General features: G+C 55.1%; 13 protein-coding genes. 6 read left to right on the top strand and 7 right to left on the bottom strand.

Going from position 1 to position 15,342, the window contains the following annotated elements; genetic code table 11:
* The first annotated feature begins 60 nt into the window (after nt 1-60).
* Nucleotides 61-963, top strand: coding sequence for an SDR family oxidoreductase (locus ACQKLP_RS07980; RefSeq protein WP_427321721.1), 903 nt, complete (start codon nt 61-63; stop codon nt 961-963).
* A gap of 216 nt (nt 964-1,179) precedes the next feature.
* Here the strand turns inward: ACQKLP_RS07980 and ACQKLP_RS07985 are convergent, their stop codons facing one another.
* The 4 genes from ACQKLP_RS07985 to ACQKLP_RS08000 all read right to left on the bottom strand — a co-directional run bounded on the left by ACQKLP_RS07985 (nt 1,180) and on the right by ACQKLP_RS08000 (nt 8,454).
* Complete coding sequence (locus ACQKLP_RS07985) at nt 1,180-2,496, bottom strand: hypothetical protein (RefSeq protein WP_427321723.1); 1,317 nt, start codon at nt 2,494-2,496, stop codon at nt 1,180-1,182.
* Between the two features lie 302 nt (nt 2,497-2,798).
* The gene (locus ACQKLP_RS07990; RefSeq protein WP_427321725.1) at nt 2,799-3,716 is read right to left on the bottom strand and encodes a hypothetical protein; all 918 of its coding nucleotides are present in this window, start codon (nt 3,714-3,716) and stop codon (nt 2,799-2,801) included.
* Nucleotides 3,717-3,751: 35 nt separating this feature from the next.
* Nucleotides 3,752-5,377 carry a hypothetical protein gene (locus tag ACQKLP_RS07995; protein ID WP_427321727.1) on the bottom strand — a complete coding sequence of 542 codons (1,626 nt, stop codon included), beginning with the start codon at nt 5,375-5,377 and terminating at the stop codon, nt 3,752-3,754.
* Nucleotides 5,378-5,385: 8 nt separating this feature from the next.
* Complete coding sequence (locus tag ACQKLP_RS08000; protein ID WP_427321729.1) at nt 5,386-8,454, bottom strand: tetratricopeptide repeat protein; 3,069 nt, start codon at nt 8,452-8,454, stop codon at nt 5,386-5,388.
* 349 nt (nt 8,455-8,803) lie between these two features.
* Here ACQKLP_RS08000 and ACQKLP_RS08005 point away from each other — a divergent pair, with 349 nt between their 5' ends.
* The 4 genes from ACQKLP_RS08005 (at nt 8,804) to ACQKLP_RS08020 (ending at nt 12,367) form a co-directional block, all read left to right on the top strand.
* Nucleotides 8,804-9,211 (top strand): DoxX family protein, encoded by a 408-nt coding sequence (locus ACQKLP_RS08005; RefSeq protein ID WP_341843527.1) that lies wholly within the window; start codon nt 8,804-8,806, stop codon nt 9,209-9,211.
* Between the two features lie 115 nt (nt 9,212-9,326).
* Entirely contained in the window at nt 9,327-9,761 is a 435-nt protein-coding gene (locus tag ACQKLP_RS08010; RefSeq protein ID WP_341843528.1) for a thioesterase family protein, read from the top strand.
* On the top strand, nt 9,758-11,005 hold the full coding sequence (locus tag ACQKLP_RS08015; RefSeq protein WP_427321732.1) for a CinA family nicotinamide mononucleotide deamidase-related protein: 1,248 nt from the start codon (nt 9,758-9,760) through the stop codon (nt 11,003-11,005). The genes ACQKLP_RS08010 and ACQKLP_RS08015 overlap by 4 nt, the downstream gene beginning before the upstream one ends.
* 39 nt (nt 11,006-11,044) lie before the next feature.
* Nucleotides 11,045-12,367 carry a dihydrolipoamide acetyltransferase family protein gene (locus ACQKLP_RS08020; protein WP_427321734.1) on the top strand — a complete coding sequence of 441 codons (1,323 nt, stop codon included), beginning with the start codon at nt 11,045-11,047 and terminating at the stop codon, nt 12,365-12,367.
* A gap of 539 nt (nt 12,368-12,906) precedes the next feature.
* Here the strand turns inward: ACQKLP_RS08020 and ACQKLP_RS08025 are convergent.
* Nucleotides 12,907-13,236, bottom strand: a complete 330-nt coding sequence (locus tag ACQKLP_RS08025; RefSeq protein ID WP_126247101.1) for an RNA recognition motif domain-containing protein — start codon at nt 13,234-13,236, stop codon at nt 12,907-12,909.
* 249 nt (nt 13,237-13,485) lie between these two features.
* Here ACQKLP_RS08025 and ACQKLP_RS08030 point away from each other — a divergent pair, with 249 nt between their 5' ends.
* The gene (locus ACQKLP_RS08030) at nt 13,486-14,205 is read left to right on the top strand and encodes a hypothetical protein (RefSeq protein ID WP_427321736.1); all 720 of its coding nucleotides are present in this window, start codon (nt 13,486-13,488) and stop codon (nt 14,203-14,205) included.
* Between the two features lie 5 nt (nt 14,206-14,210).
* Here the strand turns inward: ACQKLP_RS08030 and ACQKLP_RS08035 are convergent, their stop codons facing one another.
* Nucleotides 14,211-14,834, bottom strand: coding sequence for a DUF4230 domain-containing protein (locus ACQKLP_RS08035; RefSeq protein ID WP_427321738.1), 624 nt, complete (start codon nt 14,832-14,834; stop codon nt 14,211-14,213).
* Nucleotides 14,831-15,298 (bottom strand): GNAT family N-acetyltransferase, encoded by a 468-nt coding sequence (locus ACQKLP_RS08040; protein ID WP_427321740.1) that lies wholly within the window; start codon nt 15,296-15,298, stop codon nt 14,831-14,833. Before ACQKLP_RS08040 ends, ACQKLP_RS08035 begins: the two co-directional genes overlap by 4 nt.
* Between the last annotated feature and the right edge of the window lie 44 nt (nt 15,299-15,342).

A 15,342-nucleotide genomic window follows, 5' to 3' on the forward strand; every position in this document is an offset into this window, starting at 1 on the left:
ACATTCATCAATAAACGCCGCGTAATACTGCATTACGCGGCGTTTTTGTATATTGGAATTATGAAAGTGCTCATAACTGGGAGCAACGGGCTCCTCGGACAATACCTGGTCCAGCGGCTGGCCGGCCATCCGGAATACGAAGTGATCGCCACCGGCCGCGGGGCCAACCGCCTCCGCATGCAATCGGGATACACCTATGAATCGGTGAACCTGGCCAATGAATCGGCGGTAAAAGGCCTGGTAGAACGGCATCAGCCCGACGTGATCGTGCACGCCGGCGCCATGACGCAGGCAGATGATTGTGAGCGCAACAAAGACGCCTGCTGGATGGTGAACGTCACCGCCACGCGCTACCTGTTGCAGGGCGCGGAAAAGGCAGGATCGTATTTCCTGTTCGTATCCACAGACTTCGTGTTCGACGGGCTCAGCGGGCCTTACAGCGAAGATGACCCCGTCAATCCCATCAACTATTACGGCGCCAGCAAAGTAGCGGCGGAAAGGATCGTGAAACAGTCCAAAACGCCCTGGGGCATCGCGCGGACGGTGTTGGTGTACGGACTGGCAGACGATCCGCGGCGCAGCAATATCATCACCTGGGTGAAATCCAACCTCGAGCAGCAGAAAAAACTGAAAGTGGTCAACGATCAATGGCGCACGCCCACGCTCGTGCAAGACCTGGCGGAAGGGATCCGGCTCATGCTCGATAAGAAGGCGGAAGGCGTTTTCCACCTGTCCGGCAAAGACATGCTCACACCGTTCGATATGGCCACGCAGGTAGCTGGCTACCTGGAACTGGACACGCGCCTCCTCGAAAAAGTGGACGCGTCCACCTTCAAACAACCCGCACCGCGGCCGGCCAAAACAGGCTTCCTGATCAACAAAGCGGTGCAGGAACTGGGGTACGATCCGCACAGTTTCGAAGAAGGGTTGAAAGTGGTGGTGGAACAAATCAGATCGAAATAAAACATCACAGATAGAAAAAAAGGGATGGCACTATGCCATCCCTTCGTTTTTTTTGAAATATGGTGGGGAAAAATCCGGAAGATGGACATCGACCGGCTGTAAATCATCTCTTCGATGTTTTGGAATTATCATCTTCTGAATTGAGCGATGGAAGCGTTACTGCCGCCATCGCGTATATACCCCATCATTCAGCGCGTTTATACCACCTCGCGGAGGTTATTGAATATTTTTAGTTCTGAAATCGAGCTCGAAAACCATTCGTGCGCCGGGGCCGCAATCAATCTGTGGATATAGCTCTCCGCGCAGGGAGCCTTCGATGTATTCCACGCCGCCTACATTCTCCACGCGGTGGATGACCAGCAATCCCGGTGAACCCACATAGTCTTCCACGGTGCCGTTCGCGTCGCATTTATTGTAGAATGTTCTGCCTTTAACAACGGCGGGGGTGGTTTGGCTGCCGTACACGAAAAATACCGTACCGCCATGGTCTGGCACAAACCAATTGTATTGTTTGGCCGTGATGGGCTGGGTGACGTTTTCGATGTTTACGGAAAACCCGAGGTTATTGGGGAGCAGGCCGGCAATGTTGATCCAGCCGGTACCGGTGATGTATTTATGATGCACGCCCGTGCAGAAAACTTCCGCGCCATTCAGGGTGCCGGAAAAATACACATCATCCACTACCTTGATTTTCGTGAGGAGGATAAGTTTGCCGGTAGCGCCGCGGCCGGGGAAGAAACCGGGCGGAATGAAATTGTAGATATCAACGGAAACCTGTACCGTAGCCGGTTTGGGGACTTTAGCAGGTGCCTGGTACCAGGCAAGGCGGCCTTCCGGCTTAAGCGTGCCGCCGCCGATCAATTTCCAGTTGCGGATGTTGCTGGAGTTCTCCAGCGCATATTCCCGGCGGATGGCGATGGGCTGGCTGTTTTCGTTGGCCTTGTATTTATCGATGGCCGTGTAGATCAACACGGCCGCCAGTTTGCCGACCCGTACGCTGTTGGGATCGGCGCGGAGCCAGTACATGGCGAAAGGTGCCCAGTCCGAAAAATGGGTGGTTTCGACGGTGAGCGTTTTGGCGGTGGCGTTCAGTTCCGTTTTGGGGATGAAGCGCCAGATGCCGTCGGCCGACTGGAACGCGAGGAAGAGCGCTTCGGCGCTGGTGCTGTCGAGATGGCGGTCGGTGTACTGGAAGGTGAGCTTTACGGGCTTGGTGAATTGCACATTCTCGGGGAGGAGGCGATAGGAGGGGCCGGGGCTCCCGGGCAGGGTGTTCGTCACGGCCTGCACGCTGATCTCGGTATTGGCGGCCAGCGCGCCGGCGGGAATGTCGATGCGGAGGGAATTGTCTTTCGACGTGAGCGTACCGCCTGCGGCGCCGATGGTTTTTTTGACGATGTCGCCAGCCGGCGTGCCGTGTGCGCGAACGGCCGGGGGCTCGGAAGGCTCGGGCCCTCCTTCGGAGTTGTTGTTCTTGGAGCAGCCGGCCAGGAAAATGGCGCAGCAGAGCAGAAGAGATGGAAATAGCTTCATATATCGGGTGTTAATGGAATATGTGTGTAAGTATTTACGTAACGGCTTACATTTATGCAAAAATACCGCTACGCTTCATTTTGGGAAGGAAGGAAAGGCCGTAGTGAGCATAGTGGGCCCTGAAATGCCGGATTAGCGGCGTGGAGTGAGCAGCAGTGTGTAGAGACTATTGCTTACGGGTTGCTCACGCCAATCATCAACCGCTGAAACCTTCCGATCGTAATTGCCTTCCTGCCGGGGGCCGGGGCATAAAAAAAGCGCCCCCTTCCGGAGGCGCTTCTATATTTAGCAAAAATTCCTTTTTAATAAACGATATGCACTTCTTTCGACTGGAACCGCCTGGCCACGGAGTCCATCGCCGCCGTGGTGTCTGCCTTCAATGAGCGGAAAGGAACGGCCAGTTTATACAGGGTAGAGTCTGCGGAAGAGAAAAGTACCACGTCGCTGTAACCCCAGCTATGCCGCCGTTTGAGGTTGGACTCGGCGTTTGCCTTGACCTTGTAAGTCTGGAACACCACATAATACGAGATGCTGTCGTTTACCGGGGCTACAGGTTCTTCCTGCACCGCGGCCACCGAATCCTGCACCGGGGTTGGCGCCGCTACGACCTTGGGCGCTTCGGGCTGGGGAGCCGGCGCCATGAACTGGTCTTTCAGCAGCCAGGCAGCCACGCCGGCGCCGATGAGCACGAGTGGCAATACCACCCACCACCACCGGAAGCGTCCCTGGCTTTCGGGCTCTTCCCACACGGCCGACGTATGCTCCACCACCTGGTCGTTCACCACTTCGGTGGTGCCCTGCAGCACGCGGGGCGCCGATTCGGAGCGGATCACCTGTTCCAGGGTTATGGGCTGCCAGGCGTCGGGCATCTCCTGGGGGGTAAACCGGACCTGGCCCAGCGGGTCGATCCGGAGGTTGCCGATGCCGGGAAGGTCGAGCGGGTCGCCCGCCTGCAGCGATTCGCGGAACTGCTGGAGGTATTTGTCCAGCTTCAGCGCCGCTACCGGCTCCAGCAGATTTTCCTTACGCGAGATCCAGCGGAGCAGCGAGCCGTCGTCTTCCCATCGGGTGTCGAACTGCACCTGCTGCCGGGGCGGCGTCAGCGTCTGGTCCACCATGCTGAACTGCGCGGGGATGTGCTGGATGGTAAAGGTGCCCACCTGCGGAACGGTGCAGGTTTGCTGCCTGAAAAGGACTTCCGTGATATATTGCTTGAGCATTGCGGCCGGTAACTTTTGAGTGCAAGTTTACGCAATTAAAACTTAACGGTCACGCCGCCGAGCACGTTCAGCCCGTAGGAGGGGTAACCATGCCAGCGTTCGTACTTGGAACTGAACATGTTGTTCACGTTGAACCAGAGGTTGAAGTTCTTCGTCACGTTGTATTCCGCCCCGGCGTTCAAATCCTGCACCGCCTTGGTTTTGCCCATAGCGTCCAACCCTTCCTTGCGCATCACGTAATAAGTGCTGCTCAGGGTGTAGAGATTGGCGTTCAGGTGGAATTTCTTCCCGAAGGTGTACTGGGCAAACAGGCTGGCGCGGAAAGGCTGCACGTGCCAGGGTTTCAGCTCGGTCTTCTGCTTGTTGAAATCGTACCAGTCGATGCTCACCCGTGCCTGGAACTTCTCTTCCTGGATATAGCCCACTTCCGCATGCAGCTGGAAGGCGCGCAGCTCCTCCTCGTTGCGGGTGTAGAAGCTCTTGCCGTCTGTGCTGTCGTTCACGAACAGCTGGCGGTTATACCAGGAGATGGCGCCGAACTTGGTGTTGTAGTTGAAATGGTTGCCCAGTGTGCCTTTGATGCCGGTATATTTCTCTTCGATGCGGGTATTGAGCATGTCCGGACCGTAGGAATTGAACCAGGGGTTCTCCGACGCGAGGTTCCGGAAGTTGTTCTTCTGGAAGTAGGAAATCCAGCCGCTGCTGAGAATGAGTTTCTCGCGGATGAGGTGCGATTCGTTCACGATGTCGGGCAGGAGATGGAACTTGCCGTTCGTCCAGGTAGGATTTGCGCCGGCATGCAGCACGAACCCGGGCTTGGTGATTTCCACAGCGGGGTGGATGGCGGCGATGTTGTTATTGATCTGCTCGTTGTTATCTTCCTTGAACACGCTCAAATCCACTAATCCTTCGGCTTTCAGCCAGATATCCTCGAAGATCTGCTTGCGGATAGGCGCCTTCAGCACAAAGGTGTTCTCCATCCGCTTGTACTTGTCGCCGAACACGGTGAATTCGGCCTGCGGCTGGAACTGGAAGCCCCAATCGTTCTGCGGCCTGTTCTTCAGTCCCACTTTGGCTACCACCTCGTTGAACGCCTGTTTCACGTCGCTTTTGTCGTACTGGTGAACGGCATGGTCGTACCCGTAATAATATACCTGGTTGCGGTTATACCCCAGGCTGGCGTTCACTTCGAACAGCGGCGTGAAATACGTACCGGAACCGAGGATGTTCATCTGCGACACGTCCTGGTACTGGATATCGCCCTTCGACGAAGTATAATTGAACAGCACGCCGAAGTTGTACTTGTCTTTCCGGCCGCTCCCGAACCCGGCCTGGATGAGCGGGGTGTTGTAGTTGCCGTACCCGAGCTTCACGTAATTGTTCTGGAGCTGGAGCGACGAAGTATCTTTCCCCAGCGCCAGCGGCCGGATGGGCACGGGCTGGTACATAAAATAGAGGTTCAGCGCCGGTACCTGGTATCCGAGGCGTGGGCGGCTCGTGTCCACATTGGGCAGCGAGGCCGTCAGGTTCAGCTTGGCCGCGTTGGGCAGCTTGGGCTGGTATTTCGAGATGATGTCGATCGTTTCCTGCTTCAGCGTGTCTTTCTGTGCAACGGCGCTGAGCGGGAAGGCGAGAGCGAGTGCGATATATATGCGCTTCATGTGTTTCCTCATTTAATTTTAGAGCCTGCTTTTTCTTCCGCTTCCGATTTTGCCAGCTTTTCTTTGGCTTCGGCCTTCAGTTCCGGGATGGGACAGTTTTCGGCGATGCTCTGGTAAGTGGCTTTGGCGTTGAAATAATCCTTCTGGCGATAGTATATGTCACCGAGGAGGAGGTAGGCCTTCGCCACCCAAACCTCGTAGGAGGAGGTGATCTTGATCACGTCGAACCCGGCTTTCTCCGCGGCCGCCAGGTCGTTTTTATCGAAATGGCATTTGGCGATGTTATACCGCGCTTCGGCGCCCACTTCGGATTTGGTAAGCCCAGTCACGATCTTGTACTCGCTGATGGCTTCGTCGAACTGGCCGCGCTGCTGCAGCGATTTGCCGAGGTAAAAATGGCCGATGATCTGATCGTCCGTCGAAATGTTCTGCGCGCTCAGCAGCTCTTCGGCCAGCGGCGCCACTTCTTCCCATGCCCCCAGCTGGTAATTGCTGCGGAGCAATCCGCGGGTAGCGGCCAGGGTATTGTCTTTGGTGGTGGACAGGCTCTTCAGTTGCGCGTAGTATTGTTTCGCCTTATTGTAATCCTTCACCTGGTAATAATTCAGGTAAGCGGATTGGAGGGCGGAGCGTTCCGCGAACGGACTGTTCCCGCGTCCCAACACAAACTCATATGCGGGCAATGCGTTGGTGTAATCTTTCGCGTTGTAGAGGCATTCTGCTTTATAGAAGCTGGCCTGCAGTGCGAACTGGCCGTTCGGGTATTTCTGGAGGTAATTGCTGAAGGCGGATACCGCGCCGGTATAATCGCCGTTGCTGAAGCGGGTTTCGGCGGCAGCGTAGCTCAGGGAATCCTCAGCCGAGGCGCTGACCGATTTGCCGGCGGCTTTCAGGAGCGCGAGGTAATCGTCCGTTTTGCCCTGGCCCACATAAATGGTGCGCAGGTTCTGCAAAGCGGCATTCGCTTCGCTGGAGGCGGGGAATTTCTCCACCACGTCCCGGAAATACTGCATGGCGGTCTTGTCCTGGTCGGTGTTGAAATAGGCAAGTCCCAGTTTCAGCAGGGCTTTCGGGGCATTGGGCCCGTCCGGGTGCTGCTGGAGGATGTTTTTGAGGTGGGGGATGGCGTCGGTGAAACGCTCGTCGCTCAGGTACGTATCCGCGATCTCCATTTCCGCATCGTTATTGAAGCTGGAGCCGGGATATTTGGACGAGAGCTGGCGAAGGGTGTTCAGTTTCTCCGCATGCTTGCCCTGGATGCCGAGGATGATGCTCTTCTGGTAAGTGGCGTAATCCGCACCGGGCTGGTTCTGGCTGATCGCCTGTTCGTAGAGCGCGGTGGCTTTGGGGAAGTCGCGCAGCATGTAGTGGCAGTCGGCCGCACGGAGCAGCGCGTCGTTGGTGATGCGCCCTGCGTTGGGGCCGCTGGTCCGTTGCGCCGCTTCGAAATAGGGCAGGGCATTGGCGTATTGTTCCTTTTTCAGAAGGCTGTAACCCATGTTGTAGCTGGCGGTTTGCACATTGGCCTCGCCGGAAACGGGCGCGCCGCTGCTGCCGAGGTAAGCCTGGAGCGCGGGGATGGCCTTATCGGTCTGCCCCTGCCGGAGCGCGATTTCCGCTTTCCAGAACTGCGCCAGCCGCGTGATCTGCGGATCGTAATTATGCTGGAGCGAAATACCCAGGAGGCGGTCGGCTTCCGCTAGCTGGCCGTCGTTCACGAGCTGCGTGGCGCGGCCGTACGACACTTTCTGGTAAGCTTTCAGCACGGCCGGGCTTTTTTCCGGGAGCGCATCGAGCAGGGAGATGGCGTCTTTGTAATTATTCGTGTTGGCGAAGAGCTGCACGAGGATCTCGCGGGATTCGCGGGTGTATTCGCCGTTCGGGTATTTGTTGATGTAGTTGGTGAGCTCGGTGATGGCGGCGTCCTGGTATCCCAGTTCGAACGACAGCTTGCCGTAATTGAAGCGGGAGATTTCCTGCTGCCTGGGGTTGGAGCTGTTGCGCGCGCTGAATGCGAAAGCGTTGCGGGCGTTGGGCTTGTCGCCGGTCCGCAGGTAGCAGTCGCCCAGCAGGTACATGGAGTTCTGGCCGAGGGAGTCTTTGGAGCTGCTCAGTTGTTTGAAGCCTTTGATGGCTTTTTCGAGATTGGCGGTTTGATAGTAGGCGTAGGAAAGCTGGTAAACATCTTCTTTCCGCACTTCTTCCGCGTTCTCGTGATATTCTTCGAGGTAAGGGAGGGCTTTGGCGTATTCTTTCTTTTCAAAATAAGCCTGTCCAACGAGCTGTTTCAGTTCCGCGTCGTAATACATGTCGCCTTTGCGGATGAGCGGTTCGGCGTATTTGATGAGCTGGTCGCGCTTGCCCTGGAAATAATAGATCTCCGCGATGTAATACGGTACGACGGACGCGTATTTCGGTTCCTGCTGCACGCGCTGGAAGCTGGTGAGGGCATCTCCATACTGTTTGTTATAGTAGGAGATGAAGCCGTAGTAATAATTGGCGGGGATGTAGTACTTGCCCTGGATTTCCTTGATGGAAGCGAAGAGGGGCTGGGCTTTCGCGAAATCTTTCAGGTTGAAGTAGCAATAGGCCAGTTCGAATTTGGCGTCGGCTATTTCTTCGTTGGAAAGGTTATCGATGGAAGCTTTTTCGTAGTAGGGGATGGCTTCCTGGAGTTTGTTGCGGTGGAAATAATACCGCGCCAGCTGGAAGCTGATCATTTGTTCGCGGGGCGCGTTGTTGAAGCGGTCGATGAAATCGAGGGCTTTCTTTTCCGCGTCTTCGTTCTGCAGTTTCAGAGCGCACATGGCGTAATAGAAATGCGCGTCCGTATTCACCAGGGAGCGGTTGGTTTCGGAGAAATAGCCGATCCCGTCGATGGTTTTACGGAACAGCTGGAGAGAGAGGGCATATTTACCGTCCCGATAGAGTTGCTGCGCTTCCCGGAAAGTTTTATCCGGTTCCGTATGAATGCGGGTTTGCTGCGCTCCGGCCGGGATGGCGCCGGTAAGCCCTGCGGCCAGCAGGAATACGCGGAGGCCCGGAAAAGCGCAGTTTTGTCTGGTGAATAGCTTCATGCTTTTGATATTATTGTCGACAATTTTTAGAAAAAACGGCACCGGCCGCGAAATATTACAGGAGTGGCAAAATGCACTGCACTGGAAGGTTCGGGAGGCCGGCTGATGTTGGCAACGTCATGAGGGAAACAAACGGGACAAATATACCGGATCGCGCTTACTTTCTCCGTTGCAGGTTATCTACCGCATGTGGATAAGCTGCCGGATGTGGATAACTATTCCGGATGCGAGTTGCCCGACAGGAACGAGACTGCTAAATTTGACATTTATTGTTATATACATTAAGATTATCTAAATTTGAGCGAATACTCTTCGAGGGGAACTCTTATCAAGAATCAAACCAAAAACTATGGCAAAACTGCTATCCACCAAGTACAGCAACGCCGGCATCAGTCTGACGTTGTTGTTGCTCCGTTTGCTTTTCGGCGGGCTGATCATGACGCACGGCTGGCCCAAGCTGGTCAACTTTTCGACGTACGCGCAGAAATTCGCGGACCCTTTCGGCATTGGTAAAACCGCTTCGCTGGGGCTCACCATCTTCGCGGAATTTTTCTGCGGCGCCCTCGTACTGGTAGGCCTCCTCACCCGCTTCGCCACCGTGCCCCTCATCATCTGCTTCGTCGTGATCGTTTTCATGATCCACGGCGGAGACCCCATCGGCAAAAGAGAGCTCGCCATCATGTTCCTCACCGGTTTCACCGCCCTGCTCATCGCCGGGCCCGGAAAATATTCGCTGGACGGCGCGCTGGGCAACTGATCCCGCAAAGCCGGACAAATTTTTATCCGCAAGAGTTCCTGCGCCCCGGCGCATGGAACTCTTTTTTTTACCACCGTAAATCCCCTACATTTACAGGGATTTTTAACAACGGATCATGTACAGCACAACGATAGACATACGCGTGAGATACGGAGAAACCGACCAGATGGGCTACCTCTATTATGGCAACTACGCCCTCTATTACGAAGTAGGCCGTACAGACGCCATCCGCCAGCTGGGATTCACCTACCGGGAGCTCGAAGAACAGGGCGTCATCATGCCCGTTGCCGAGCTCCAGGTCAAATACCTCCGGCCCGCGTATTACGACGATGTCATAACGGTAAAGACTATACTGAAAGAGCTCCCGCCCAACCATAAGATCCAGTTCCATTCCGAGCTTTACAACCAGGCGGGGGAACTGCTGAACGTAGGCACCGTTACACTGGCGTTCATCGACGCGAAGTCGAAAAAACGCATGAACATGCCCGATATCCTCCGGGAAAAACTCGCACCTTATTTCGAAAACAACGCAAACGAACCCCGCTCATGAACAGGATCAGGGCCAGTATCATCACCATCGGCGACGAACTGCTGATCGGGCAAACCGTTGACACCAACTCCGCCTGGATGGGCACGCATCTCAACGATGCCGGCATCTGGGTGCAGCGGCGCGTAGCGGTGGGAGACGATCGCCAGGCCATACTTTCCGCGCTGGAAGAGGAATCCGCCAAATCCAGCATCGTACTTATCACAGGTGGATTGGGCCCCACGGCCGACGATATCACCAAACCCGTGCTGCTGGAATATTTCGGCGGAAAGATGGTGCAGGATGAAGGAACGTTGCGGCATGTGATGGCTATTTTCGAAAGGAACGGACTGCCCGTGCTGGAACGCAACGTAGCGCAGGCGCTCGTGCCCGACAGCTGCACCGTACTGCCCAATGCGCGGGGCACCGCGCCCGGCATGTGGTTCGAGAAAAACGATTGCATTTTCGTGTCCATGCCCGGCGTGCCGCACGAAATGAAAGGGATCATGGAAGACGAAGTGATCCCCCGGTTGCAGGAACGCTTCGAAACACCGGCGCTGCTGCATCATACGCTGATCACTTCCGGCATGGGCGAATCGTTCGTGGCAGAAAGGATCCGCGATTTCGAATCCGCCCTTCCTCCGCATATCAAGCTCGCCTATTTACCGAGCTACGGACTGCTCAAATTACGCCTCACCACCGAAGCACCCGATAAAATAACCGCCGCGGCGGAAATGAAAGACGCCTTCCAGACGCTGAAAAAACGGGTGGCGGATATTCTCGTGGCCGATCAGGACCTCCCTATGGGCGTGATCCTCGGCAACATCCTCCTCGAAAAAGGCCTCACGGCCGGCACGGCGGAAAGCTGCACCGGTGGCCGCATAGCCAGCCAGATCACCGCCGTTCCCGGCAGCTCGCGGTACTTCAAAGGCAGCGTGGTGAGCTACGCCAACGAAACCAAAATCAACCTGTTACATGTAAACCCCGAAACCCTCCGGCAACACGGCGCCGTCAGCGAACAAACCGTCCGCGAAATGGCGGAAGGCGCGCTCGACGTACTCAAAGTGGATTGCGTGATGGCCGTATCCGGCATCATGGGCCCCGATGGCGGGACCGACGAAAAGCCCGTGGGCAGCGTCTGGATCGCAGTGGGAGGGAAGGGGAACATCCGCACCATGCTGTACAAATTCCGGTACGACAGGCCGCGCAATACGGAGATGACCACCGTGGCGGCTATGAACGAACTGCGAAAATGGCTGGTAGGTTAAATTCCCTTATTTTTGTCATCTACTAAAACAATCACTTATATGGCAATTGTCGAACTGGTGATGCCCAAGATGGGAGAAAGCATCATGGAAGCCACCATTCTTCGCTGGCACAAGAAGCCGGGCGACGCGGTGAAAGTGGACGATACGGTGCTGGAGATCGCTACGGACAAAGTGGACAGTGAAGTGCCCTCCATCGCGGACGGCGTGATCACCGAGGTCCTTTATAATGAAAACGACGTGGTGCCCGTTGGTACGGTGATCGCCAGGGTGGAAACCGCTGCAGGTGCAACGGTTGCGCCTTCTCCTGCCGCCGCGCCCGCGCCGGAAGCGCCCCGCCCCGCAGAGCCCCAGTACCAAACGGCGCCGCCCCGCCCGCAGGCCGCTCCCGTCGCTGTTCCCGCATCCGGCGAAGCCCGTTTCTATTCCCCGCTCGTGCTCAACATCGCACAGCAGGAAGGCGTGTCGTTCGCCGAACTGGAAAAAATCCCCGGCTCCGGCACGGAAGGCCGCGTTACCAAGAAAGACATCCTCGATTATATCGCCAACCGCGGCAACCACGTACAGGAACCCGAAGTGATCCGCGAAGCGCCCGCCGCTCCGGCACCCGCTTCCCGCGAAATCACCACCGTGGCCGCCACCAACAGCTACGGCGGAAACGTGGAAATCATCGAAATGGACCGCATGCGCAAACTCATCGCGGACCATATGGTACGGAGCAAACACACCAGTCCGCACGTCACCAGCTTCGCTGAATGCGACGTCACCAACATGGTACGCTGGCGCGACGCGGTGAAGAAAGACTTCGAAAAGCGCGAAGGGGAAAAAATCACCTTCATGCCGCTCTTCGTGGAAGCCGTGGTGAAATGCATCAAGAAATTCCCGCTGGTGAACTGCTCGCTCGATGGCGACAAGATCATCCTGAAGAAAGATATCAACATCGGCATGGCCACCGCACTGCCTTCCGGTAACCTCATCGTTCCCGTGATCCGCAATGCCGACACGCTGAACCTGGTAGGCCTCACCAAACAGGTGAACAGCCTCGCCAATGCCGCGCGCCAGAACCGCCTGAAGCCGGAAAACACGCAAGACGGCACCTTTACCATTACCAACGTGGGCACGTTCGGCAGCCTTACCGGCACGCCGATCATCAACCAGCCCCAGGTGGCCATCCTGGCCGTTGGCGCAATCAAAAAGCGCCCGGTGGTGGTGGAAACGGAGCAGGGCGATTCCATCGCCATCCGGCATATGATGTACCTGTCGCTGTCTTACGATCACCGGATCGTTGACGGCTCGCTGGGCTCCACCTTCCTCAGCGCCGTGGCCACGGAACTCGAAAACTTCGACCCGGCCCGGGGATTCTGATAAGGAAAAAGAAAGCAAAAGCGCGGTGGAACGTTGGTTCTGCCGCGCTTTTTTTGTTTTGACTTAGCGGAACGGATTACCCGGTCTTTTTTAGGTTTATGGTGATGATTTGTGCGTGAGAGGTAGGTGGTCGGTTCAAACGATGAAATTTCTTTCCGTGATTTTCATGATGATGATTTGTGGTCAGTTGGGCGGAGAACAGCTTTTATAGCGGCAATTTATTTATAGTCGGCGCGAACGGTTGGAGGATTTTAGCGCGTTTTTAATTCTGAATTTTGGTTGATGTTTGATGGCATATGTGTGAATGGTTTGACGGCGCATTGTGCGAACATTCACCGTACGATTTGCAGCCTTTATTAAGCGGGAACCGGGTTATTGTCAGCGCGCTGAAAGCCTTATACAGACAATGCGCTGCCGGGTGGGAGGGGGTGCATTACCATCAATTCGATCCGGCATGACCGGCCTGAAAAGGGGCGCAAAAGAAAAGGCTTCCCGTCCGGGAAGCCTTGTATAGGATCGATAAGAAACTAATCAGCCTATTAATAACGACGATCGCGTCCGCCACCGCCGTATCCACCACCGCCACCAGGACGGTTGTTGCGGAAACCACCACCACCATTGGAGGGTTGTTTCGGGCGTGCTTCGTTGACCATCAGTTGTTTGCCTTCTACTTCACTACCGTTCAGACGCTCCATTGCCTGAGTGCCTTCCTCTTGATTCGGCATCTCGACAAAACCAAAACCACGTGAACGACCGGTTTCGTGATCCTTAATGATTTTAGCAGAGGTCACTTGCCCGAATTCGCTAAAGATTTGGTGAAGGTCCTCATCGTTCAACCTGTAGTGGAGGTTGGCTACGTAGATGTTCATGATAAAAAAATTAAAAAATGAAAAATAATACTGAATGAAGATAAGTAATTAACTCAATATTCTGAGCGGCGGACCCGGAATTAATTTTCAGGAAAAGGCCAGATGGAGGAGATGGAAAAAGCGATACTTATATAAGTAAGAAATTGAATTATATACATATTAGTTAAAAAATAGTTATTCTGGAGGGCCTGGCCGGCCGACCAAAAAAAATCCGTAAATTCAGGTAGGACGGATCTAATCGTCATGGCTATGAAAGTATTGAGCGAAACGTGGTTTGCCGACGGATACATCGATTTCGAGCTGAAAAAATATACCTTGCTGGCTTATTTGCAGGAAATCAACCGTTGTTTCGACCAGAACAGGTTATACCCCCAATTGGGCGACGTCATCTTCCATTACAACAACCTCGTCGCCTTCAGAGACACCAAACAGTTCCTTCAGCAGCACTTCCCCAAACGCATCTCTGCGATAGACATGCAGCGCCTCCAGGTCCTGTACGAACAACTGGTGGCAGACGATGAGCTGATGGAAGAACTGGAGAACATCATCCACTTTGCCGTTCCCGAAATCAATAATGTGATCCAGGGTGGAACGGAAATCTACGAATTCGTGGAAGAACAGCTGAACATCGCGCCGGTAGGCATCGTTCCGCTCGATAGCCACGAAGGGTATATGCTGCTGCTGGACGGAGGTGCCGGCCACACCAACGTGTACCAGTACCGGTTAACCATCTTCGAGCGGGCCGACGAAAAATATCGCGGCATCCACACCCAGTTTATCAGCACTTATGCCCGCAGCCTCGCCAACTCGCAGCAAAGCATCAAATCCGACCTCATCCGCCACCGCCGCGAGCTGCCTAACCCTGCCGTATACACGGTGGAAACGGGGATGACGTTCCCGCTGGAAGAAACGTTGCTGCCCGTGGCCAAACGCTTGCTGGTAAAGTATATCACGCAGCACGCAGCCTAACCCGGTCACTTCAGCCCGGGCGTATCCAGGTGGGTGATGCTGTTCGTGAAATTGACTTTCAATTCGTACCCCAGCGGCGTATAATAGTTGCGAAGGATGGCGATGATCTTGTTCATGCTTTGCTTCTGGTACATGACGTTTTCTTCGAGCTGCGAACGGTTGGTATCGTACAGTTTTTTCTGGACTTCCGTATACGTTTCATCGTTCGAAAACGTGAACCAGCCTTTGCGCGACGAGGTTTCCATCTGGTTCATCCGCAGCTCGAAACTCAGCAGTTTAGGCGGCGGCAACTGAATGGTGACGGTTTTTCCGGAAACGGTGAGGTTGAAGTTGGTACTGTCCGTATCCACGCCGTATTTGGCGGTATACGGAACGGAGACCCAGGCCGTGTTTTCGGCGAACACACGTTTGAGGTTATCGCTCCATTCCCCGCTGTTTTCGACATTGCTCTGCTTGAAGGAAGCGTTCCCCTGCACCTCGAGGCTGGCCAGTTCCGCGATCTCCCGGATCAGCAGCACGTTGTTGACCGCTTTTTCGTTCACGGTACTGCCGGAACCGGAGCAACGCCCCAGCAGGAAGATGCCGATGATGAAAAGGATGATGACCGCCCAGGTCAGGATTTTTTTCATGCCATTTTATTTTTCAATTCAGTGTAAGGAGCGCCCACTCTTTTGCTCATGGCGTTTCCCGGATGTTCCAGCGGCGCATAGCCGTATTGTTCGTACAGCCCGTGCGCGTCCTGGGTCATGAGCATCATGCGGCGGAGTTGTTGCAGGCCCGGGTGGGAGCCGATCACTTCCATCAACCATTTCGAAAGCCCTTGCCCGCGGTGGCCGGGCAACACGAATACGTCTGCCAGGTAACCGAAGGTAGCGTAATCGGTGATCACCCGCGCAAAGCCTACCTGTTCATTTTGTTGGTAAATGCCGAAGCAGAGCGAGTTTTCGATGGAAGCCGCCACCAGGTTTTCGGGAATGTCTTTCGCCCAGTAACTGTCTTCGCTGAGGTAGCGGTGGATAACGGGCAATTGCAGCTGTGCTTTGTCTGTACTGATACGGTAATTTCCTTTCGTGGCTTCCAAGGGTCGTTGCATGGGTTATGATGTTTTTGGTGCACAAAAATAAAACAAAAACGCCG

Source organism: Chitinophaga sp. NPDC101104 (assembly GCF_050277495.1).
In the GTDB taxonomy this organism is placed as follows: Bacteria; Bacteroidota; Bacteroidia; order Chitinophagales; family Chitinophagaceae; genus Chitinophaga.

What these genes read in the sequence shown, in the direction of transcription:
- ACQKLP_RS07980 (WP_427321721.1), top strand. Translation starts at nt 61, where the DNA reads ATGAAAGTGCTCATAACTGGGAGCAACGGGCTCCTCGGACAATACCTG.
- ACQKLP_RS07985 (WP_427321723.1), bottom strand. Translation starts at nt 2,496, where the DNA reads ATGAAGCTATTTCCATCTCTTCTGCTCTGCTGCGCCATTTTCCTGGCC.
- ACQKLP_RS07990 (WP_427321725.1), bottom strand. Translation starts at nt 3,716, where the DNA reads ATGCTCAAGCAATATATCACGGAAGTCCTTTTCAGGCAGCAAACCTGC.
- ACQKLP_RS07995 (WP_427321727.1), bottom strand. Translation starts at nt 5,377, where the DNA reads ATGAAGCGCATATATATCGCACTCGCTCTCGCCTTCCCGCTCAGCGCC.
- ACQKLP_RS08000 (WP_427321729.1), bottom strand. Translation starts at nt 8,454, where the DNA reads ATGAAGCTATTCACCAGACAAAACTGCGCTTTTCCGGGCCTCCGCGTA.
- ACQKLP_RS08005 (WP_341843527.1), top strand. Translation starts at nt 8,804, where the DNA reads ATGGCAAAACTGCTATCCACCAAGTACAGCAACGCCGGCATCAGTCTG.
- ACQKLP_RS08010 (WP_341843528.1), top strand. Translation starts at nt 9,327, where the DNA reads ATGTACAGCACAACGATAGACATACGCGTGAGATACGGAGAAACCGAC.
- ACQKLP_RS08015 (WP_427321732.1), top strand. Translation starts at nt 9,758, where the DNA reads ATGAACAGGATCAGGGCCAGTATCATCACCATCGGCGACGAACTGCTG.
- ACQKLP_RS08020 (WP_427321734.1), top strand. Translation starts at nt 11,045, where the DNA reads ATGGCAATTGTCGAACTGGTGATGCCCAAGATGGGAGAAAGCATCATG.
- ACQKLP_RS08025 (WP_126247101.1), bottom strand. Translation starts at nt 13,236, where the DNA reads ATGAACATCTACGTAGCCAACCTCCACTACAGGTTGAACGATGAGGAC.
- ACQKLP_RS08030 (WP_427321736.1), top strand. Translation starts at nt 13,486, where the DNA reads ATGAAAGTATTGAGCGAAACGTGGTTTGCCGACGGATACATCGATTTC.
- ACQKLP_RS08035 (WP_427321738.1), bottom strand. Translation starts at nt 14,834, where the DNA reads ATGAAAAAAATCCTGACCTGGGCGGTCATCATCCTTTTCATCATCGGC.
- ACQKLP_RS08040 (WP_427321740.1), bottom strand. Translation starts at nt 15,298, where the DNA reads ATGCAACGACCCTTGGAAGCCACGAAAGGAAATTACCGTATCAGTACA.